Here is an 18,634-nt window from a genome sequence, read left to right as displayed (position 1 = left end):
CGCACTCATCAAGCTGTTACGCGGCCCGCGCCGGTCGCCAGGCCGCGTAGAGACCGACTAGTGTCCCGATGACGACCAGCGCTGCCGCCAGCAGGACCTGCAATTCCCCATCGTCGGTCGTGCCTACGGACGACACAAGTCTGGTCACGACGACGAACAGAACGCCCACGGAGGCCGCTGCACCCACGCCGAGATAGGCGAGCTCCCGCGTCAGGTCGCGGCCGAGAAGTCCGAGTGCGGTGAAATACATCGCGCAAGCGTTGGGATGAACGAACAGGGCAACGCGCGCGTAAGGACCGTAGGCGTCGAGGAGGGACCCGCACCGTCTCAGTGCCGCTTTCGAGGCCACCCGCTGCAGGAGCGGTCTGAAAAAACGAGCCTGTCCGTAACTCAGAACGGCGCCCACGATGATGGCCAGCCACGCCACGATAAAAACCGAGACATCAGCGGGCTTCGGATTGAGCGCCACGGACATCAGGATGAGGGCGGTTCCGGGAAAATAGCCAAAATACGGGAAGACCGACTCCAGGAGCACGCAGACGAACACGAAGACCGGAAACCATGACGAAGCCGTTGCATCGTGGACGATGGCGTTCAAGTCGAAGAGGTCAGTCTTGTACAGGACGAGGTACATGCACATGGCCAATCCGGCCAGCGCGTAGAACGGCAACGCCCCCGAGAGAAATCGTCTCATCCAGCCGCCATGCTTTGCTTCGCGGACACGGCGGAGACCTTTGATATCAGCACAAGACAACGGAAACGCATGGTTTATGTTTAGGCGAATGAGATTGCCCCTGTCGATAGCAATCCTCGCCTCAGCTGCGCGGGCCATTCGCCGCATTGAAATGCCCGCCGATCGGGAAGGCGCAGTCAATCACAGACCCAGTGTGACTTCGGCCCAGTGCATCGCAGTGCTGCCGCCCAGAAACTCGATCACGCGGGGTTCGATGGTCTCCGGCCGATCGTGGCCAATGACCGCGGCCGCTGCGATCATGTCGCAACGCTCGTTGTAGACGACCGACACCAGCGTTTTGCCGGGAGCGCCACGTGAGTTGAGCGTGTAGGCGCGGCTGCGACCTTTCATCCACCCAATCGTGATGGGATGGCCGGAACCGAGTGGAGAGACTTCGCCCAGGAGAACGGTATCGCCCATACGATCGAGGTCATCATCATCGGCGACGCCCGTCGTGCAATTGCAGAAACCTATCTTGGCACGCAGGTACAGCGTCACCTCGACACCGCAGTCGGCCGCCTTGCAGCGGAACGACTTTCCTTTGCCCCATTGGTCAATCGAGAAGGGCCACGTCACCTCCTGCCACACCGGCGTGGCGGAATTTGCGGCGGCATGCCGTGGCACATAGAGCCACAACAGCGATGCCGCCAGCGTGCTTCCCAGCGCGATTGCGGCGACGGCGACGGCGGCTGCCCTTCTCATCACTCCACCGTTCTCGTTCCGGCTCAGTTGCTGGCGAGATATCTCTTCGCCGCCGCAACCTCGGGGCGCTCCGAATCGGCACTGGCCGTCAGCGTTACGAGCTGTTGACAGTTCTGTCGTGCCGCTTCCTTGTCACCAAGGGCTTCGGCCGCTTTGGCCGCTCCCGCGAAAGCGTGCAGGCGGTTCGGCTCCTTCGCCTTGGTTGCCTCGAATGCAGCAAGCGCCTCCCTGGCCATGCCGCGATCGAGCAGCATGAAGCCGTAAAGCTCGCGCGCCGGCGCCAGTGGTCCGGGCGTGATCACGTGCTTTTCCGTCTTGTCCTCGGCATCCGCCGCGGCACTCATCGCATTGAGGGCCTCGTCATACTTGGCCTCGGCGTAAAGCACCCAGGCGACGGCGACCTGACGCTGGACGTCGACGATTCCGGACCAATAATTGTCTTTGGCGTCCTGCAGCTTGTCGCGCAATTCCGCCAGCTTCTGGATGTCGGCCTTGGCGGCTTCCGGCTTGCCGGACCGTGCCGCGCCGAGGGCGCGCGCGAAATGCGATACTGCCATCGCGAAGTTGAGGCCGCTCGGCCTGACCGGCAGCTGCGATGCATCATCCCAATCGCTACGATCGATCGCATAACGCGCCGGCGAAGCCGCCAGCGCGTAATCTGCCGCTGCGACTGTCGCCTTGAAGCCGGTCTCCTTGATCATGTCGTCGATGACGGCGCGCGCCTGCTTGTCCTGGCCGAGCTGCAGGTGAGCATAAACCATGTAGTCTTGCGCGTGCAGGTAGTTGCCGACCGACTTTTCGGCCATCGCGGCTTTCACGGAAGCGGTGTTGGACTCGATCGATTCCTTCCAATAGCCGACGCGTGTGTAGATGTGGGAGGGCATGTGCTGGGCGTGCGGCGCGGCCGGTGCGATCTTGGCGTAACGATTGGCTGCATCGAGCCCTTTCTGCGCCAGCGCCGGGTAGTCGTAGAGGTGGATCAGATAATGCGTCACGCCCGGATGCTGCGGCAGCCGCCTGGAAATCGGCTCGAGGATCGCCGCGCCCTTGGTCTGCTGCGCGTAAGTCTTGTCGTTCAGATCCGCCGACGTATTGAGCGTAATGGCGTAGGCGATCTGGGCTTCCTCGTCGTCTGGAAATTTTGCCGCGACGCGCGCCTGCGCGTCACGCAGCATGCGCATCCGCTGGGCGTGAGGGATGTTGTCGTAATCGGCATACATCACCATCAACGCATCGATGTAATCGCGTTCGCGCTCGGTCGCGGCTCCGATCTCCTTGGCCTTCATGATCGCGGCGAGGCCCGGCGCCAGGTTCGGCTTTGGAATCGCATTGTGCGGATTGTCCATGTAGGTGAGCGCAATGCCCCAATAGGCCATGCCGCATGTCGGGTCAGCCTTGATGGCATCCCCGAAGATCTCCTTGGCGTTGAGATACCAGTAGGAATGCTGATAGCGCATCCCGCGATCGAAGCGGCGCTGGGCCACATCGTTGCAAGAGGTCTGGAAATGAACGCTGCCGAGCTGCTGATCTACATCGTCTTGCGCGGCCAGAGCCTGCGGTCCTGATAGGCCGAGACCGGCTACGATGACGAAGAACAGGGACTTTCGCATGGATCCCTCCCTTTGCCTGACACGCAATGTATTGGTCTTGATAGCCCTCACTATATGACGTTCGCGGCTTTTGAACAGCGAAGTAAATCGCGGCAGCGCGACTGACCCAGTGGCGCCTCGGAGTTGGCGAGACCGGTCCGAAGCCAGAGCTGTCGGGGTTCGATCCTTATACGCCCACCATTAGGCCTCAGATCGCATCCCTACCCGATCGACAGAATCTCGATCTCCTGCGCGCCCGCCCCCACGACGTCACCAACGGCCTTTCCCATCAGCGACCTCGCGACAGGCGCGACGAACGAGATCGAGCCGGCCTTGGGATCGGCTTCGTCCTCGCCGACGATGCGATAGGTTTGCACGCGGCCATCGGTGCGGCTGAAGGTCACGGTGCTGCCGAAGGCGACGATATCGGTCGACACCGGGGCGGGAATGACATGCGCCGTGCGCAGCCGTTCGGTGAGATAGCGGGCGTCACGCAAGGGCACCGCCGATTGCCTGCGCTTTTCGTTGACGTCCTCGATGCGCTGCGCGGCTTCATAGGCCTCGCGCGCATCCTGAAGCTGCGTCTGCAATGCCTGCAAGCCTGCTTCCGTCACGAGATTTGGATGCGGCGAGATCGGCCGATCCGGCAATAGCGTCTCGGCGGCGGTTTCCGCGCTCTCTTCTTTGGTAAAGGCGACGCTCAAGTCGAAAATCCTGTCGAACTGTTGGGGCTCACCGCTTGCGCTTTCCCGCCGCGAGGAATCGCCCCGGACGGCCGCTGGCGATTATCCCGGACTATATCTCAAGTTCGACGAACCGGCGCAGCTTGAAGACGAGGTCCGGCATGGCCTGGCGGAACCGCGTTGCATTCCGGAACGTGGTCGAGAACGGCGCGAAGGTGATCATCGCGTTCCAGTGCCTGTAACCGTAGACCGTCACGGAGGCGCCGGTCGCCGGAAAATTCTCCATCTTGCGCAGCTCGCCGAGCACGAGATCGGCGATCGCTTCGGCAGGGAGCAACTGCTTGCCATCCGGCGTGGTGGCGATCTTCGCCGGCGGCTCGGCCGGCTTGGTGACAGCCGGCACCGCATCGGGCTCGTTCTCGGGTTTGGCCGGCGCAAGATCGGGAGTTGACGGCTCGGCCAGTTCAAACCCGTTCGTCGGCGCTGTCGGCGGAACCTCAATGAGCGGCGGCGGTGCAATACTGTCTGCTGCGCGCTTGTTGCCTCCCAGGATGCTGCTGATCATGGCCACAAGGCCAGCATCCTTCACGTCGTCACTCATTACTCCCCCCGGGCTTCGGCCTACTCTAGCACCGCTCGCGCGGACCGCCACTGGGGACGTATGACCGGATTCCGCCCGGCCAAGGTCCTGGTTTCAAGACTGTCACGCGGATGGCAGCGGCGGCGCAACGGCTGATCCCCTCGCGCGGCCGTGCGATCCGTCACCGTTTATCGAACGGAACGTATTGCTGGTACTGCTTGGGCACCGAACTGCGGTAGCGCGCGGGCACCGTGCCGCTGTCGACCGAGTGATCGATCTCCTGCTGCCGCGTCATCTTCTTCTTCGCCGGCTTCTTCGACGCACTCTTCTTGGAGTCTGTCGGCTGGCTGGAAGCGTCATTGGTTGCGCCCGGCGCTGTCGTCGTCGCTGCCGGCGCGGCGGCTGTCGCCGCGGGTGTCGCGGTTCCGCCGGCGGCCGGTGCGCCCTGCGCCAGCGCGAGCGGTGTTTGCATGAGAAGCGCCAGCGCTGCTGTCGCAGCCAGCAAGTATGACCTCTGCATCATAATCTCCAAAATTCCTGATCCAAATGAGGCAAGCGTAGTTCGCCGGGATCGACGCGTGCAAGTCTGCTCACAATAGGCCGGAACCCCATCGTGAACTGTGGCCGAGATCACATTGCCGGCGGCCGGCTGCGTCATGATGTACCTTGTCGCGAACGCAAGGCGTTCCGCCGACACCAACACAGGCATGATCCTGCATCAGACGAGCTCATAGTCCTATCCACTCGCTCTCGAAGGAGACTGAAATGCGTCGCACCATCCTCACTCTCGCATCGCTCGCGGCCCTGATCGCCGTGGCATCCCCGGCCGCCCAGGCACATCCTGCAAACGATCGATATTGCCTGCAGGGGCGCATGTGGGGCTATCCCGGCAACTGCCAGTTCACGAGCTATCAGCAGTGCCAGGCCACCGCCTCCGGGACGTCCGCTTATTGCGGCGTCAATCCGCGCTACGCGTTCTCGCAGCAGCGCGACTACTGACAGGTTCGCGGCGTGCGCGCACCACGCGCGCGCCGCTACAATTTTTACGTGAAGCCGATCCGCTTCGCCAACGCCCCGGCGAATTGAAACTGTGCGAAGCCGCCTGCGTCCGTCGATGACGAGAATGTTATCCGTCGCCGCGACGGAGAAATTCACGATGCGCGGCCGTGGCTTGCGGGCAAGGCGGCTCCTGCGAAGATTCCGATGCCCGGCAATTGTGATCCATCTCGCTCGTGGCACGCGTGATCGCGCTTAGGCTGCAAACTCCAGCGCAAGAAACTAGCCCGTTTCATTCGATTTTCAGGGAGGTGTTTCAATGAGCAGCCGCCACGCAATTGTCCCGCGCGGTCTGAACGCAACGCGTTCGCCGCTTTCGCAAGGCCGCTTCGGCCGCATGTTCCGCAAGATCAAACCGGCGACATTCGGCCCGAACGATTCCGACAATGTCGCGAACCTGTCGGCGCTGGCCGACAAGATGGTCGCGGGCTTCGATGGACCGAAGGACGGCTCGGACGCCGAAGAGAGCGGCATTCCCGCGCTCTACACTTATTTCGGCCAGTTCATCGACCACGACATCACCTTCGACCCGGTAAGCTCGCTGACCAAACAGCAGGATCCCGACGGGCTCGTCGACTTCCGCACGCCGTCGCTCGATCTGGATAATCTCTACGGCCGCGGTCCGAACGACCAGCCCTACATGTATGACGGCATCAAATTCCGCCTCGGCGAGAAGGTGACCGGCGCGGGCGTGCCCGATGCCAGCGACCTGCCGCGCTTCAAGGGCCGCGCGCTGATCGGCGATCCCCGCAACGACGAGAACAGCATCGTCTCGCAGTTCCAGGCCTTGATGCTGCGCTTTCACAACCGCATGGTCGACGACAATGACGGCCTGTCGTTCGAGGACGTGCAGCAGCGTGTCCGCTTCCACTATCAGTACGTCGTACTGAACGACTTCCTGCCGCGCATCGTCCATGCCAGCGTGCTGGACGAATTGAAGACCGCGGGCAGCTACGACCGCGGCAAGCTCGCCCATTACCACTGGAAGACTTATCCGTTCATGCCGGTCGAGTTCTCGGTCGCGGCCTACCGGCTCGGGCACTCCATGATCCGCCCCGGCTACCGGATGAACGATGCGGCCAACATGCTGTTGCAGATCTTCCCCGACCCCAACAATCCCGACCACAACGCGCTGACCGGTTTCCGTGCCATGGGCCCGGGACGCGCCATGGACTGGGGCCGCTTCATCGATCTCGACACGCGCGCCTATGGCGTCGAGGACGACGACACCAATGCCGACAACAAGCGGCGGCTTCAGTTCGCCTATCGCATCGATGCCTCGCTGGTGGACCCGCTGCGCAAGCTGCCGCCGGAAGTCGCGTCCAATCCGGCGTCCCTCGCGCTGCGCAATCTCGAGCGTAGCTGGCGGCTCGGATTGCCATCCGGCCAGGACGTCGCCAAGGCGATGAATCTGATCCCGCTGACAGACGACGAGATCATCATCGGCAAGGCCGTTGACGAGCCCGGCACGGGCGATCCGCAAGTCAAGATCGCGACCATCGCGAACGGCGTGTTTGCCGGCAATTGTCCGCTCTGGGCCTACATCCTGGCCGAGGCACGGCAGTTCCAGACCGCCGTCACGATCCCCGTCACCGGCGCGCCCGGCCCCATCAACACGCCGCAGCTCGGCCCCGTCGGCGGTCGCATCGTCGCCGAGGTCTTCCTCGGTATGATGTTCGGTGCAAACTCCTCTATGCTGTCGCTCGACCCGCAATGGACGCCGGTGACCGGCTCCAGCTTCGCGCTGAAGGATATCGTCGCCTACGCGCTCGGCCAGGGCGATCCGCTGCATTGAGCTTGCGATCCGTCGAAGACATAAGGCCGTCCGCGTTCCCGGGCGGCCTGTTTCCGAGGTCTGCTCAATGAGCCGTCCCGAGGCCGCTCTCCTCGAGCCGCGTCGCGAACCAGCGCGACAGCGGTTGATCGACGACGCCGCTGACATAGACCTCCGAGATCGTCACATGGTGCCTGTCCAGCACCAGCAACACGCCGATCCAGTAGGCGAACCAGACATGCACATCCGTCAGCGCCATCAGCTTGTGCTGGTCGTGCTCGAGCGAGGTGTGATTGCTCGCCTTGCGGATCTCCACGGCGAGCAAATTGTTCGGAATCACGCGCTGATGCACGACGACGTCAGGATAGATCGACTTGCCCAAATGATCGTCGGTCGAGATGATGGTGCCGTGCGGCAGGTGCAGCGTGCGCTCGCCGAGCCGGTCGTAGTTGCAGTCGACCGACCAGCCGGAGAATTGCTTCTCCAGATGCACGGCGAAGCGGTGCGTGATCGCACGCTCGCCGATATCCTTCTCGAACAGGAATCCTTCGTGCGCGTAAAAGTCCCGGAGCGCCGCGATCACCTTGTTCAGCTCGGTCTGCATCGTGCTCCCCGGCCCATCACGCGCATTCCGATGCGCCGTCACCAGACCCTCATGGTGAGGAGCGCGGAACGCGCGTCTCGAACCATGAAGGCCCGTATCCCGCCTGTCACCATCCTTCGAGACGCCCGCGCAGCGCGGGCTCCTCAGGATGAGGCCGGAATTCGCGGCGCGATCGACCAGATCCTACATCTGGACTTCGATCAGCCGCGGTCCGGGCTCGGCGACGGCTTCGGCCAGCGCCTTGTTGAACTCGTCCGCGTTGGTGACGGCGCGGCCGGGGACGCCCATGCCCTTGGCCAGCGCCACGAAATCCAGCGTCGGCCGGTCGAGGCGGAGCATGTCGTTGGCGCGCTGGCCGGGCTCGCCGGCGCCGACATTGTCGAACTCGCCGCGCAGGATCTGGTAGATGCGATTGGCGAATACGATGGTGACGATGTTGAGATTCTCGCGGGCCTGCGTCCACAGCGACTGGATCGTGTACATCGCGCTGCCGTCGCCGACCATGCAGATCACCTTGCGGTCCGGGCAGGCGATCGCGGCACCAATCGAGAGCGGCGTCGAGAAACCGATCGAGCCGCCCATGTTCTGGAGCCAGTCGTGCGGAGCGGCGGCCGCCGTCGGCGGGAAGAAGGCGCGGCCGGTGGTCAGCGATTCGTCGATCAGGATCGCATTCTCGGGGATCGCGTAGGCGATCGACTGGGCGATCGAGGCGTGGGTGAGCGCGCCGGTCGGCTTGAGCAGCTCCTGCGCGGCCTGCGGCTTGACGTCCTTCGCACTGGCCTTCACCGCGCCCGCAAGTGCTTCCAGCGCTGCGACCGAATTCTCGCCCCAGGAGGTCATGCGATGCACGTCGCAGCCCTCGGGCTTAAGTATGCTCGGCTTGTTCGGATAGGCGAAGAACGCCACGGGATCGTCGGACTCGACCAGCACGATGTGACGGAACTTCGCCAGCATCTGCAGCGCGTTGTCGATCACGTAATGGATGCGATCAATCGAAAAGCGGCCGCGGCCGCGCGCCATCCTGGGACGGAAGGTCGGGCCCATCACGGTGCAGCCGGTCTTGGCGGCGATGCGCTCGGCCAGCGCCAGCCCCTGCTCGCTCAGCGCACTGCCGGTCATCAGCAGCAGCGTGCCCTCGCCGTCGCCGTGCAGGATCTTTGCGGCTTGCTCGACCGCCTGCGGCGAATAGCTCGCGCGCTGCTGCTCGGCCGGAACCTCGGCGATGCCGTCGGCTTCGTTCCAGGCGGTGTCCGCGGGCAGGATCAGGGTCGCGATCTGCGGCGGCGCGCTTCTGGCGGCAGCGATCGCCGCGGCACCATCGGCGGCGACCGATTTGGAGTTCGGCGAGGTCCGCACCCAGGACGACATCGGCCGGGCCAAACCCTCGATGTCGGAGGTCAGCGGCGCGTTGTAGGCGATGTGGTAGACGGCGTGCTGGCCGACGATGTTGACGATGCCGGAATTCGCCTTCTTGGCGTTGTGCAGATTGGCAAGGCCGTTGGCGAGACCGGGACCGAGATGCAGCAGCGTCGAGGCCGGCGTGCCCTTCATGCGGAAATAGCCGTCGGCAGCGCCGGTCACCACGCCCTCGAACAGGCCGAGCACGCAACGCATCCCCGGCACGCGGTCGAGCGCTGCGACAAAATGCATCTCGGAGGTGCCGGGGTTGGAGAAGCAGACGTCAACCCCGCCCTTGACCATCGTCCGCACCAGACTTTCCGCACCGTTCATCCGTCAGCTCCCGTAACCGGCAATTTTCCAACAATCCGTCCGATCAATCATTGTTCGCTCGTCTCGTCAAAGCAATAGCCGGCATCGCCGCCCTGCCCCGCGCGGCGATGCGCCGGTTTGGCTAATGCTTTTCGCCAAATTGGCGTGGTTGCCGATTTGGTAACTTCCTTCATTAAGGATGGCCTGCCTCACGGGGCCGTGGCTTGCGGAAAGCCCGCAAATATGGCCTGTGACTTCAGTTGAATCGATTTTTGCTGGGGGAAACAATGATCCGGTTTTTTGCCGCACCGATCGTCGCCATCGCACTGCTGTCGGCCACCGCCGGCGGCGCCTTCGCCGAAGAGTTCGACACGCGCGACATCATGGGCGGCGGCCCGAACTTCTTCCGCGGCGGCTCGAGCCCGGTCCCCCGGACCACCGTCGTGTATAACGGCAAATACGCCCCCGGCACGATCGTCGTGAACACCAGCGAGCGCCGGCTCTACCTGGTGCTCCAGAACGGCCAAGCACTGCGCTACGGCATCGGCGTCGGCCGCGACGGCTTCCGCTGGGGCGGAGTGCACAGGATCACCGCCAAGAAGGAATGGCCGGATTGGACGCCGCCGTCGCAGATGCTGGCCCGCCGGCCGGACCTGCCGCGTCACATGAGAGGCGGCATAGAGAATCCTCTCGGGGCACGCGCGATGTATCTGGGCTCGACGCTCTACCGCATCCACGGCTCCAACGAGCCGGAGACGATCGGCCAGGCGGTGTCCTCAGGCTGCTTCCGCATGACCAATGACGACGTCAGCGACCTCTACGGCCGCGTCGGGGTCGGCACCACCGTGGTCGTGCTCAACAACTAGCGGGCGACGAATCGCGCGAAACCGCGAGCGCGTGAATATGCGGTCTTGTGCGTCGCTTGCGAATACGGCAGCGTCGCCCGGCAATGAGCGCATTGGCCCCGTCTTCGTCCGGCTTTCGCATCGCCCTGCTGGCGCTCGCCACCGTCGCGTTCGTCCCTGACACCGCTACCATCGCCGTCGCGGGCGAATTGCCCGCGATCGCCTCGCGCCAGCGCGCCGAGAAGAAGAGCTTTACCGACGGCGAGATCGTCGATGGCTTTCTGAAGACGGCGTTCGGCGCCGAATACCACCTTGCCGGCCGTGTCGACCGCATCCGCAAGTTCGACGGGCCGGTGCGCGTGTTCGCCGAGAGCAACCGCGCCGACCGCAAGGCGCAGCTCGCAAAAGTCGTGGCCGACATCGGCAAGCGCGTGCAGCATCTCGACATCGCCATGATCGACACCAGCGAGGCGGCGAATGTGCGGGTGAAGCTCGTGCGCGACAGCGATCTGTTTCGCACCATCTCGAGCTTCTACGGCGCGGCGAAGGCCCGCGAGATCCGCACCTCGCTCGATCCGCAATGCCTGTCCGGCTTTCGCAAGAACGACAATTACGAGATCGAGCATTCCGACGTCATCCTCACCGTCGACAACGGCGATTTCACCTTCCTCGACTGCGCCTATGAGGAGCTGCTGCAATCGCTCGGCCCGATCAACGACACCGCGAGCGTGCCCTGGACCATGTTCAACGACAACGTCTCGATGGGGTATTTCGACGTCTACGACCAGTACATCCTCAACCTGCTCTACGATCCCCGCATCAAGGCCGGCATGACCATACAGGAGGTCAAGGCGGTGCTGCCCGACGTGCTCACCGATGTGCGCATTTGGGTGACGCGCGTGAATGATCTGAAAGAGTGAGGCGCCTTTCCCACAAAGGGAGAAGAGAAAGCAGTCACACTTTCCTCGCCTTCGTCATCAGGAATTGCTGGCGCATCACGTTGTTGCTTCCGTCGAAATATTCGGAGATCAGCGCCTCGAACTCGCTGCGCAAACTTCGCAGCTTGTCCGGCTCGTCCTTGTACTGGGCCACGAGCTTGATCAAAGGCCCGATCGTCGTTTCCATGGTGCGGCGGAAATGCTGCGGGCTGAGTGCGGACGGATTCATGATGTCCATCTCGAACGAAATATCCTTCACCTTCCCCGCGAGACGTTCGGCGACGATCTTCGGATCACCCCACGACACCGGTGAGGCCACGCCCTCGGGCGGCGGCAGATGGCGGCCGATCAGCGCGAACATCCGTCCGACATAGAGATGCGGCGGCCAGGTGGAGAAGGCGATGGTGCCGCCGGGCTTCAGCACGCGCAGCATCTCGCCGATGGTGACCTCGGGGCGCGGCGCGAACATGTGGCCGAACTGGCTGAGCACCACGTCGAACTCGTTGTCGCCATAGGGCAGGCTTTCGGCGTCGCCTTCGGCGAAGTCGAGATCGAGGTTCGCCAGCTGCGCGTGCTCGCGGGCGCGCTCGATCAGGACCGGAGACAGGTCGAGGCCCCTGACCTTTGCACCGCGGCGCGCCGCCGTGATCGCGGCAACGCCGGTGCCGCATCCGACATCCAGCAGCCTTTGGCCGGTAGCGACCCCGGCGAAACTCACGAGCTTGGCCGCCGCGGGCGTCGTGAACACTTCCATTGGCGTGAATAGCGACCAGGCCTCCTTCTGGACTGCCTTGAAACCAGCAAACGGGTCTTGCGCGGTCATGGAACTCTCCCTTCGCTCGACGTCAGTTTTCATGAGGCTAACCAAGGATGCCAAAGGTTCAACGCACCGCAAAGGCGGTCGCGCCAGCCCTACTGCACGAGATCGGCAACTGTGGTCGCGGCCTTCAGGCCGGTGCCGGTCAGCACCGCGACCGTGGTCTCGTTCGCCTTGATGGCGCCTGTGGCGGACAGTTTTTCCAGGGCCGCGGCCGCGCTGGCGCTGGTCGGCTCGGCGAACAGGCCCTGCCGTGCCAGGCGGCGCAGGGCGGCGACGATCTCATCCTCCGTGAGCGCAACGGTGCCGCCGCCGCTCTCGCGTAAGGCGCCGATGATCTCGCGCAGGCGCAAGGGATTCTTGATGGCGGTGCCTTCGGCGATGGTCTTGTTCACCTCGCGCGCGACAGGCGTGTCAACGCCCGCCTGAAAACTCGCATCGATCGGCGAGCAATTTTGAGGCTGCGCCGCGAACAGCCGCGGCAGTTTTGCGATCTGGCCTGCCCTCAGCAGCTCGCGGAAGCCGAAGGCGCAACCGAGCAGAGAGCTGCCGGCGCCGACGGGGACGATGACGTTGTCGGGGGCGCGAAAGCCGAAATCTTCCCATATCTCATAGGCGAGCGACTTGGTGCCTTCGAGAAAGAACGGCTGCCAGTTGTGGCTGGCGTAGAAGGTCTGGCTGGACTGGCGGATGGCCTCGGCCTCGGACTCCTCGCGCGGGCCCTCGACGAGCTGCACCGCCGCGCCATAGGCACGCACCTGCGCGATCTTGGCAGGCGACGTGGATGCCGGCGCCAAAATCTTCACGCGCATGCCGCCGGCGGCACCCAACCCCGCCATCGACGAGCCGCCATTGCCGGACGAATCCTCCAGAATGGCGTCGACACCGATCTGGCGGAGGAAGGACAGCATCACCGCCGAGCCGCGGTCCTTGAAGCTGCCGGTCGGGTTGAACCATTCGAGCTTGAAGAACGGGCGCAGGTCGCCCCAATCCTGCTGCACCAGCGGCGTGCAGCCTTCGCCGATCGTGATCGGCTTTGCGATCTCGACCGGCAACGCCGCCCGGTAGCGCCAGAGCGATCGGGTGCGGGGCTCGATGTCCTCGCGCGATATGCCCGCCCCCGGCGTCACCAGCAGAGGCGTGCGCTCGTCCGAGCACCAGCGCGGCTGGTCCAGCGGATAGAGCTTTGCGTTGCGGGGGTCTACGTAGCTGGCGGCAGGCATGGCGTTCTCCGGAGACAGAGCCGATCCGTCGATATGTCCGAATATGCGGATTCTATCCAGTGACCTGTTTGGATGGTGTGGACGCGGCCAATTTATGCAAGATGTTGACCATGCTTCGTCTTGACCACATCACCGTCGCCGCCAACGACCTTGCCGAGGGCGTTGCCTATGTCGAGCAGGCGCTCGGCATAGCGCCGCCGGTCGGCGGTGCGCATCCGCTGATGGGGACGCATAATCATCTGCTGCGGCTGAGCGAGACGGCGTTCCTCGAAGTCATCGCGCCGAACCCGTCGGCCCCGGCGCCGACCCGGCCGCGCTGGTTCGCGATGGACGATCCGCGAACGCATGCAGCGCTCGCATCCTCGCCGCGGCTGATGACCTGGGTCGTGAGCACATCCGATATCGCATCAGCGCTTGCGAAGATCCCGCAAGCCGCCCGGCCGGCGATCCCTGTGACGCGCGGCAATCTCGAATGGCTGATCTCCGTCCCGCCCGACGGCTCGATGCCGTTCGATGGCGCGTTTCCGACCGTGATCGAGTGGCCGGCCGGCCCGCATCCGGCCTCGCGCATGCCCGACCTCGGCTGCGCGCTGGTGGCGTTCGAGATACGGCACCCCGAGGCGGACACGATCCGGTCGTCGCTGACGGGCTTTCTGGACGATCCGCGTATCCGTTTCAGCCGTGAGCCCGAGCCGTCGTTTCGCGCGGTGATCCGGACGCCCGGGGGCGAGCGGCAACTGGCTTAGGCGCGCCACGGGACGCCCGCCCTTTAAAAATACAAACAATTACATAGATATAGCTCAAAGCCCGTGGCCCGTGCCGGCGTCGCGCGCCGGTCATAGCGCGCGAATACCTGGATGAACAGCATCGGCAAGGGCGAGCCTGCGCGGGCACGATTAACTTGTCTGTCGCAGCTCACAGCTACAATATGTCGGATTGATCTTGCGCCGCTGGTGTTCCGCACCGGCAACGCGACCGAGCCAGGCCCGTCCGAGCGGCGGGCCGTTGGCTTTTTGGGAGTTTGGTCATGAGCCGCGCGAACCGTACCGACCACATCCGCCTGACCTCTCATCCGGAGCCGGGCCGGAAGGCCGCCTTCCCGATCCACTGGGGCGCCGCCGACGCACGCGCTCGCGGGCCGATCATCGGCACGGTGTCGCGCGCAGGGGATCGCAACGTGATCGGCAGCCATGGCGGCTCCTATGCGATGTACCGGGCGCTCGCAGTGTCCGCCGGCGCGCTCGATCCTATCCGGCGTCCCGATCTCACCAACACCTTTCCCGCGGCGACCATCGGGCCGTTTCCGCAATGGAGCGATCCCGCAAAAATCGTCGCGCTCGATCCTTGGGGGCATCTCGTCGCCGAGAATTTCGGCAAGGACATCGCCGAGGGCATCGACATTCGACCGAGCATCGCGGTAACGCGCGCGCGGCTGGACCTGCCAGAGATCCGCGAGGCGCTCGCCGCCAAGCGCCTGCGCGCCGACGGCGATGTCGTGCACGCCAATGGCAGCGTGTCGGTGGTGAAGATCGCGATCGATCCGGTCTGGTATCTGCCCGGCCTTGCGGAACGCTTTGCGACCAACGAGACCGAGCTGCGGCGCACGCTGTTCGAGCAGACCGCCGGCATGTTCCCCGAATTGGTGACGCGGCCGGACATGAAGGTGTTTCTGCCGCCGATCGGCGGCACCACGATCTACATGTTCGGTGACGTCACCAAGCTGCCGGACCATCGCACCAAGATCACCTGCCGCGTGCATGACGAGTGCAACGGCTCCGACGTGTTCGGCTCCGATATCTGCACCTGCCGGCCCTATCTCATCCACGGCATCGAGGAATCCGCGCGCGGCGCGCAAGAGGGCGGGCTCGGGCTCGTGATCTACAACCGCAAGGAAGGCCGCGCGCTCGGCGAGGTCACGAAATTCCTGGTCTACAATGCGCGCAAGCGCCAGGAGGACGGCGATGCGGCTGCCGCTTATTTCGAGCGCACCGAATGCGTCGCCGGCGTCCAGGACGCGCGCTTCCAGCAATTGATGCCGGACACGATCCACTGGCTCGGCCTGAAGCGCATCGACCGCTTCTTGTCGATGAGCGACATGAAGCACGACGCGCTGACCTCGCAGGGAATCGACATCGTCGAGCGCGTGCCGATCCCACCAGAGCTGATCCCGGCCGACGCCTATGTCGAGATCGCCGCGAAGAAGGCCGCCGGCTATTATTCGGACGACATCGCGCCGGCGAAGGACGTCGACGACGTGGTCGGGCGTTCGCTGGAAAAATACTGATCAATTGATGGCAGACGCTTTGGAATTGCAGGCCCGTTCGCTGCTCAGCGCAGCAGCGGTTCGCGCGCGTGCCGGCGAGATGCTCGAGATCGGCCTGAACGGCGGGCTGACGCATTTCACGATCGATCTCGATCGCATGGACGGCGTTGCGGAGGCCGTGCTCGCGGTGACGCGCAAGGCCTATCCGACGCTTGAGATCCCGTTCCACGCGCGGTGGCGGCATTTCGTGTTCGGCGGCATCGACCGCTGGGCGCGGCTTGCGGACGCGGCCTCATGGCCCGATCGCGCGGCGCGAGCGCGTGCGGAGTTTGACCTTGCCATCGTCAGCGTGCTGCTCGATGCCGGCGCGGGTGCGGCGTGGCGATACCGCGACGCCGTGACGGGACAGGGCATTGGCCGATCCGAAGGGCTTGCGATCGCAAGCCTCGACATGTTCGCGAGCGGCCTCTTTTCCCGCGATGCCAGCGTACCGTTCAGGACCGATGCGGACGTGCTCGCAAAACTGCCGCTCGCCGCGCTCACAGCCGCCTTTCAGGTGAGCGATGCCAATCCGCTGCTCGGGCTCGAAGGACGCACCGATCTGCTACGGCGTCTGGGCAAGCTGGTGGCGGAGCGAGCGGACGTGTTCGGCTCGCACGACACACCGCGGCCGGGCGGCCTGTTCGATCACATCGCGGCGCAGGCGAATGGCGGCGCGCTTCCCGCAGCCGCGATCCTGTCCGCCGTGCTGAACCAGCTCGGACCGATCTGGCCTTCGCGGCTGGAACTTGCGGAAATTCCGCTCGGAGATTGCTGGCGCCATCCTGCAATCAAGACGGACGATGCGACTGCGGGCCTTGTGCCCTTGCACAAGCTATCGCAATGGCTGAGCTACTCGCTGATCGAGCCGCTCCAGCGCGCCGGATTCAATGTCACCGACATCGACGGCCTGACCGGGCTTGCCGAATACCGCAATGGCGGCCTGTTCGTCGATCACGAGGTGCTGCGCCTGCGCGATGCGGCTGACGCCGAGCGCGCGCATGCGGTGGATTCAGCTCTCGTCGTGGAGTGGCGCGCGCTGACCGTGGCGCTGCTCGACCGGCTTGCCGAACTGGTTCGCGCAAAACTCGGCCGCACCCCCGATACATTGCCGCTCGCCAGCATTCTGGAAGGCGGCACCTGGGCCGCGGGCCGCGCCATCGCGTTCTCCCGCCGGCCCGACGGTTCGCCGCCGCTCAAGGTGATCAGCGACGGCACGGTGTTCTGATAACCAGATCGTTTGAATTCGCGGAAACAGACCTCTCATCCGGCGCTTCGCGCCACCTTCTCCCACAAGGGGAGAAGGGAAAAAGCAAGAGCATCCACTATGGAAGGCGTCACGATCGTCGATCATCCGCTGGTGCAGCACAAGCTGACGCTGGTGCGGGACAAGTCCATTTCGACAAAGTCATTCCGCGAGCTGATCAAGGAGATCGGCATGCTCCTGTGCTACGAGGTGACGCGCGACCTGCCGCTCACCGACGTCGTGGTCGACACGCCGCTGGCACGGATGCACTCGGCCAAGATCGCGGGCAAGAAGCTGGTGTTCGTTCCCATGCTGCGCGCCGGCACGACTTTCGTCGACGGCATGATGGATTTGGTGCCGACCGCGCGCGTCGCGCATATCGGGCTCTACCGCGAGCCGCACAGTTTTGCCGCGGTCGAATACTTCTTCAAATCGCCGTCCGACCTCGGCGAACGCCTCGCAATCGTGGTGACGCCTGTGGTTGCGACCGCCAACACGGCCGTCGCCGCAATCGATCGGCTGAAGGAGCGTGGCGCCAAGGATATTCGGCTGGCCTGCCTGATCGCCGCGCCGGAGGGACTGGAACGGCTGCGCGGATTGCATCCAGACGTCCCGATCTGGACGGCCGGGGTGGATGAAGGTCTCGACGAGAACGGCTTTATCCTGCCGGGCCTCGGCGACGCCGGCGACCGCGCCTATGGGACGCGATAAGGCGAAGCTCAGATCTTCCCGCTGCCGCAAATCAACTTCAGCGACTGCCACTCCGTATCCGTGAGAAGCGGCGGGCCGCTGGCGGGGCGGCCTTCTTTCGTCATGCGGGCGAGGCGGTCCTCGGTCAGCGGATGGCTCGCGAGGATCGACGTGAGGCCGCCGCCTTCCTTGCCGGTGATGCGGAACATCAGTTCGGCCGCGGGCTTCGGCGAACGGCCGAGCTTGTGCATGATCTCGATGGCAAACGTATCCGCAGCGGTCTCGGCCTCGCGCGAATAGGAAGCCTCGACCACGCTGCGCGAGGCGAAGATCACGGCGCTCGAGCCGGTGACGTCGCCAAACAACAGGCCGATCAGGAACGAGGTGCCGCCGTTGTAGATCAGGCCGCGCATGTTGTCGTAATGCTTGAGATGACCGAGCTCGTGGGCGAGGATGCCGGCGAGCGCGTCCGGGCTTTCGGCTTTGTCGAGCAGGCCCTTCAACACGAAGACCTTGCCGCCCGGCAGCGCGAACGCGTTCGGCACCGGGGTCGGCAGCACGCCGGCCGTCATGGAATCGTCGTCGAGACCGGCGGCATCGCGCAGCCGATTGACGAGTTTGATGAAGGCCGCTTTCCCCGCCGCATCGTCGCACACGCTGCGGCCGAAGATGGTCTTCACCTGGACCTCTGACGCATCGCCGATGCGCCGCTCGATTGGTTTCGGCACCAGCGGCGCGAGGCGGTCGGCAGCGAGGGGCACGCCGAACAGCACGACGCAGACGATGGAGACGGCGGCAGCCATCGACCAGCCGACGATTTTTGCGACGCTGCGGCGCGAAGTCTGGTGCTCGTCGAGCCGTACGCAGCGGGCGGTCACGTCCGACGCGAGCAAAGCGTCGCGGATTTCCAGCCGCGCCAGCGTCGGCGCGGAAGCGCAGGCGAGCCGCAAAATGCCGGCCGGGCTGTCGGCGCGGCGGATGTCGGTATAGGGCCAGACAACGGGCGTCCCGCCCTCTTCGAGGATCTCCAGCGCGTCGCCGAGCACCAGCGTCACCTGCCGCCTGCGGCTCGACACGCCGTCGAAGAAGATGGTCGGCTTTGCGGACTGCGCCGGGACATCGGTGGGCAACTCACTCACAGC

At 64.5% G+C, this 18,634-nt stretch carries 20 protein-coding genes; 8 read left to right on the top strand and 12 right to left on the bottom strand.

The annotated features are described in order from the left end of the window. Window positions 1-16 precede the first annotated feature (16 nt). From IVA74_RS24245 to IVA74_RS24220, 6 genes are all read right to left on the bottom strand, one after another. Window positions 17-694: a hypothetical protein gene (locus IVA74_RS24245; protein WP_247348811.1), complete on the bottom strand. Its 678-nt coding sequence runs from the start codon at window positions 692-694 to the stop codon at window positions 17-19. A 180-nt stretch (window positions 695-874) separates the two neighbouring features. Further along, the gene (locus tag IVA74_RS24240; RefSeq protein WP_247348809.1) at window positions 875-1,435 is read right to left on the bottom strand and encodes a hypothetical protein; all 561 of its coding nucleotides are present in this window, start codon (window positions 1,433-1,435) and stop codon (window positions 875-877) included. 23 nt (window positions 1,436-1,458) lie between these two features. Further along, window positions 1,459-3,045, bottom strand: coding sequence for a hypothetical protein (locus tag IVA74_RS24235; protein WP_247348807.1), 1,587 nt, complete (start codon window positions 3,043-3,045; stop codon window positions 1,459-1,461). A 200-nt stretch (window positions 3,046-3,245) separates the two neighbouring features. Next, window positions 3,246-3,728 carry a transcription elongation factor GreA gene (greA, locus tag IVA74_RS24230; protein WP_247348805.1) on the bottom strand — a complete coding sequence of 161 codons (483 nt, stop codon included), beginning with the start codon at window positions 3,726-3,728 and terminating at the stop codon, window positions 3,246-3,248. Window positions 3,729-3,819: 91 nt separating this feature from the next. Then, the gene (locus tag IVA74_RS24225) at window positions 3,820-4,308 is read right to left on the bottom strand and encodes a hypothetical protein (protein ID WP_247348804.1); all 489 of its coding nucleotides are present in this window, start codon (window positions 4,306-4,308) and stop codon (window positions 3,820-3,822) included. Between the two features lie 160 nt (window positions 4,309-4,468). Then, window positions 4,469-4,807, bottom strand: a complete 339-nt coding sequence (locus IVA74_RS24220; protein WP_247348802.1) for a hypothetical protein — start codon at window positions 4,805-4,807, stop codon at window positions 4,469-4,471. A gap of 245 nt (window positions 4,808-5,052) precedes the next feature. Here IVA74_RS24220 and IVA74_RS24215 point away from each other — a divergent pair, with 245 nt between their 5' ends. After that, entirely contained in the window at window positions 5,053-5,286 is a 234-nt protein-coding gene (locus IVA74_RS24215) for a DUF3551 domain-containing protein (RefSeq protein WP_247348800.1), read from the top strand. A 316-nt stretch (window positions 5,287-5,602) separates the two neighbouring features. Next, window positions 5,603-7,138, top strand: a complete 1,536-nt coding sequence (locus IVA74_RS24210) for a heme peroxidase family protein (protein WP_247348798.1) — start codon at window positions 5,603-5,605, stop codon at window positions 7,136-7,138. Window positions 7,139-7,202: 64 nt separating this feature from the next. Here IVA74_RS24210 and IVA74_RS24205 read toward each other — a convergent pair whose 3' ends face one another. From IVA74_RS24205 to IVA74_RS41010, 3 genes are all read right to left on the bottom strand, one after another. Next, window positions 7,203-7,721 carry a hypothetical protein gene (locus tag IVA74_RS24205; RefSeq protein WP_247348796.1) on the bottom strand — a complete coding sequence of 173 codons (519 nt, stop codon included), beginning with the start codon at window positions 7,719-7,721 and terminating at the stop codon, window positions 7,203-7,205. Window positions 7,722-7,904: 183 nt separating this feature from the next. Next, window positions 7,905-9,452: an acetolactate synthase large subunit gene (locus IVA74_RS24200; RefSeq protein ID WP_247348794.1), complete on the bottom strand. Its 1,548-nt coding sequence runs from the start codon at window positions 9,450-9,452 to the stop codon at window positions 7,905-7,907. Between the two features lie 47 nt (window positions 9,453-9,499). Then, complete coding sequence (locus IVA74_RS41010; protein WP_256467659.1) at window positions 9,500-9,625, bottom strand: hypothetical protein; 126 nt, start codon at window positions 9,623-9,625, stop codon at window positions 9,500-9,502. 93 nt (window positions 9,626-9,718) lie between these two features. On the opposite strand from IVA74_RS41010, the gene IVA74_RS24195 reads away from it, so the two are divergent. Continuing rightward, the gene (locus tag IVA74_RS24195) at window positions 9,719-10,297 is read left to right on the top strand and encodes a L,D-transpeptidase (RefSeq protein WP_247348793.1); all 579 of its coding nucleotides are present in this window, start codon (window positions 9,719-9,721) and stop codon (window positions 10,295-10,297) included. Between the two features lie 83 nt (window positions 10,298-10,380). Further along, window positions 10,381-11,196, top strand: a complete 816-nt coding sequence (locus IVA74_RS24190) for a DUF2927 domain-containing protein (protein ID WP_247348792.1) — start codon at window positions 10,381-10,383, stop codon at window positions 11,194-11,196. 34 nt (window positions 11,197-11,230) lie between these two features. Here the strand turns inward: IVA74_RS24190 and IVA74_RS24185 are convergent, their stop codons facing one another. After that, complete coding sequence (locus tag IVA74_RS24185; protein ID WP_247348791.1) at window positions 11,231-12,037, bottom strand: class I SAM-dependent methyltransferase; 807 nt, start codon at window positions 12,035-12,037, stop codon at window positions 11,231-11,233. A gap of 89 nt (window positions 12,038-12,126) precedes the next feature. Continuing rightward, window positions 12,127-13,254: a threonine synthase gene (locus IVA74_RS24180; protein ID WP_247348790.1), complete on the bottom strand. Its 1,128-nt coding sequence runs from the start codon at window positions 13,252-13,254 to the stop codon at window positions 12,127-12,129. 110 nt (window positions 13,255-13,364) lie between these two features. On the opposite strand from IVA74_RS24180, the gene IVA74_RS24175 reads away from it, so the two are divergent. The 4 genes from IVA74_RS24175 to upp all read left to right on the top strand — a co-directional run bounded on the left by IVA74_RS24175 (window position 13,365) and on the right by upp (window position 17,513). After that, window positions 13,365-14,000, top strand: a complete 636-nt coding sequence (locus tag IVA74_RS24175) for a VOC family protein (protein WP_247348789.1) — start codon at window positions 13,365-13,367, stop codon at window positions 13,998-14,000. 281 nt (window positions 14,001-14,281) lie between these two features. After that, window positions 14,282-15,538 carry a GTP cyclohydrolase II gene (locus IVA74_RS24170; protein WP_247348788.1) on the top strand — a complete coding sequence of 419 codons (1,257 nt, stop codon included), beginning with the start codon at window positions 14,282-14,284 and terminating at the stop codon, window positions 15,536-15,538. A gap of 7 nt (window positions 15,539-15,545) precedes the next feature. Continuing rightward, window positions 15,546-16,784 carry a URC4/urg3 family protein gene (locus IVA74_RS24165; protein WP_247348787.1) on the top strand — a complete coding sequence of 413 codons (1,239 nt, stop codon included), beginning with the start codon at window positions 15,546-15,548 and terminating at the stop codon, window positions 16,782-16,784. Between the two features lie 99 nt (window positions 16,785-16,883). Further along, window positions 16,884-17,513: a uracil phosphoribosyltransferase gene (gene upp, locus IVA74_RS24160; RefSeq protein ID WP_247348786.1), complete on the top strand. Its 630-nt coding sequence runs from the start codon at window positions 16,884-16,886 to the stop codon at window positions 17,511-17,513. Window positions 17,514-17,521: 8 nt separating this feature from the next. On the opposite strand, the gene IVA74_RS24155 is transcribed toward upp, so the two are convergent. Then, the gene (locus tag IVA74_RS24155; RefSeq protein ID WP_247348784.1) at window positions 17,522-18,631 is read right to left on the bottom strand and encodes a M48 family metallopeptidase; all 1,110 of its coding nucleotides are present in this window, start codon (window positions 18,629-18,631) and stop codon (window positions 17,522-17,524) included. Window positions 18,632-18,634 lie beyond the last annotated feature (3 nt).

This window comes from Bradyrhizobium sp. 132 (genome assembly GCF_023074185.1).
In the GTDB taxonomy this organism is placed as follows: Bacteria; Pseudomonadota; Alphaproteobacteria; order Rhizobiales; family Xanthobacteraceae; genus Bradyrhizobium.
Note: the sequence above shows the minus strand (reverse complement) of the source record. Positions and strands in the feature narration are given on the sequence as shown.

Excerpts from the sequence above, each read along its gene's own strand:
- IVA74_RS24220 (WP_247348802.1), bottom strand. The coding sequence starts at position 4,807 with ATGCAGAGGTCATACTTGCTGGCTGCGACAGCAGCGCTGGCGCTTCTC.
- IVA74_RS24205 (WP_247348796.1), bottom strand. The coding sequence starts at position 7,721 with ATGCAGACCGAGCTGAACAAGGTGATCGCGGCGCTCCGGGACTTTTAC.
- IVA74_RS24195 (WP_247348793.1), top strand. The coding sequence starts at position 9,719 with ATGATCCGGTTTTTTGCCGCACCGATCGTCGCCATCGCACTGCTGTCG.
- IVA74_RS24235 (WP_247348807.1), bottom strand. The coding sequence starts at position 3,045 with ATGCGAAAGTCCCTGTTCTTCGTCATCGTAGCCGGTCTCGGCCTATCA.
- upp (WP_247348786.1), top strand. The coding sequence starts at position 16,884 with ATGGAAGGCGTCACGATCGTCGATCATCCGCTGGTGCAGCACAAGCTG.
- IVA74_RS24185 (WP_247348791.1), bottom strand. The coding sequence starts at position 12,037 with ATGACCGCGCAAGACCCGTTTGCTGGTTTCAAGGCAGTCCAGAAGGAG.
- IVA74_RS24240 (WP_247348809.1), bottom strand. The coding sequence starts at position 1,435 with ATGAGAAGGGCAGCCGCCGTCGCCGTCGCCGCAATCGCGCTGGGAAGC.
- IVA74_RS24180 (WP_247348790.1), bottom strand. The coding sequence starts at position 13,254 with ATGCCTGCCGCCAGCTACGTAGACCCCCGCAACGCAAAGCTCTATCCG.
- IVA74_RS24175 (WP_247348789.1), top strand. The coding sequence starts at position 13,365 with ATGCTTCGTCTTGACCACATCACCGTCGCCGCCAACGACCTTGCCGAG.
- IVA74_RS24170 (WP_247348788.1), top strand. The coding sequence starts at position 14,282 with ATGAGCCGCGCGAACCGTACCGACCACATCCGCCTGACCTCTCATCCG.
- IVA74_RS24190 (WP_247348792.1), top strand. The coding sequence starts at position 10,381 with ATGAGCGCATTGGCCCCGTCTTCGTCCGGCTTTCGCATCGCCCTGCTG.
- IVA74_RS24245 (WP_247348811.1), bottom strand. The coding sequence starts at position 694 with ATGAGACGATTTCTCTCGGGGGCGTTGCCGTTCTACGCGCTGGCCGGA.
- IVA74_RS41010 (WP_256467659.1), bottom strand. The coding sequence starts at position 9,625 with ATGAAGGAAGTTACCAAATCGGCAACCACGCCAATTTGGCGAAAAGCA.
- IVA74_RS24165 (WP_247348787.1), top strand. The coding sequence starts at position 15,546 with ATGGCAGACGCTTTGGAATTGCAGGCCCGTTCGCTGCTCAGCGCAGCA.
- IVA74_RS24200 (WP_247348794.1), bottom strand. The coding sequence starts at position 9,452 with ATGAACGGTGCGGAAAGTCTGGTGCGGACGATGGTCAAGGGCGGGGTT.
- IVA74_RS24215 (WP_247348800.1), top strand. The coding sequence starts at position 5,053 with ATGCGTCGCACCATCCTCACTCTCGCATCGCTCGCGGCCCTGATCGCC.
- IVA74_RS24225 (WP_247348804.1), bottom strand. The coding sequence starts at position 4,308 with ATGAGTGACGACGTGAAGGATGCTGGCCTTGTGGCCATGATCAGCAGC.
- IVA74_RS24210 (WP_247348798.1), top strand. The coding sequence starts at position 5,603 with ATGAGCAGCCGCCACGCAATTGTCCCGCGCGGTCTGAACGCAACGCGT.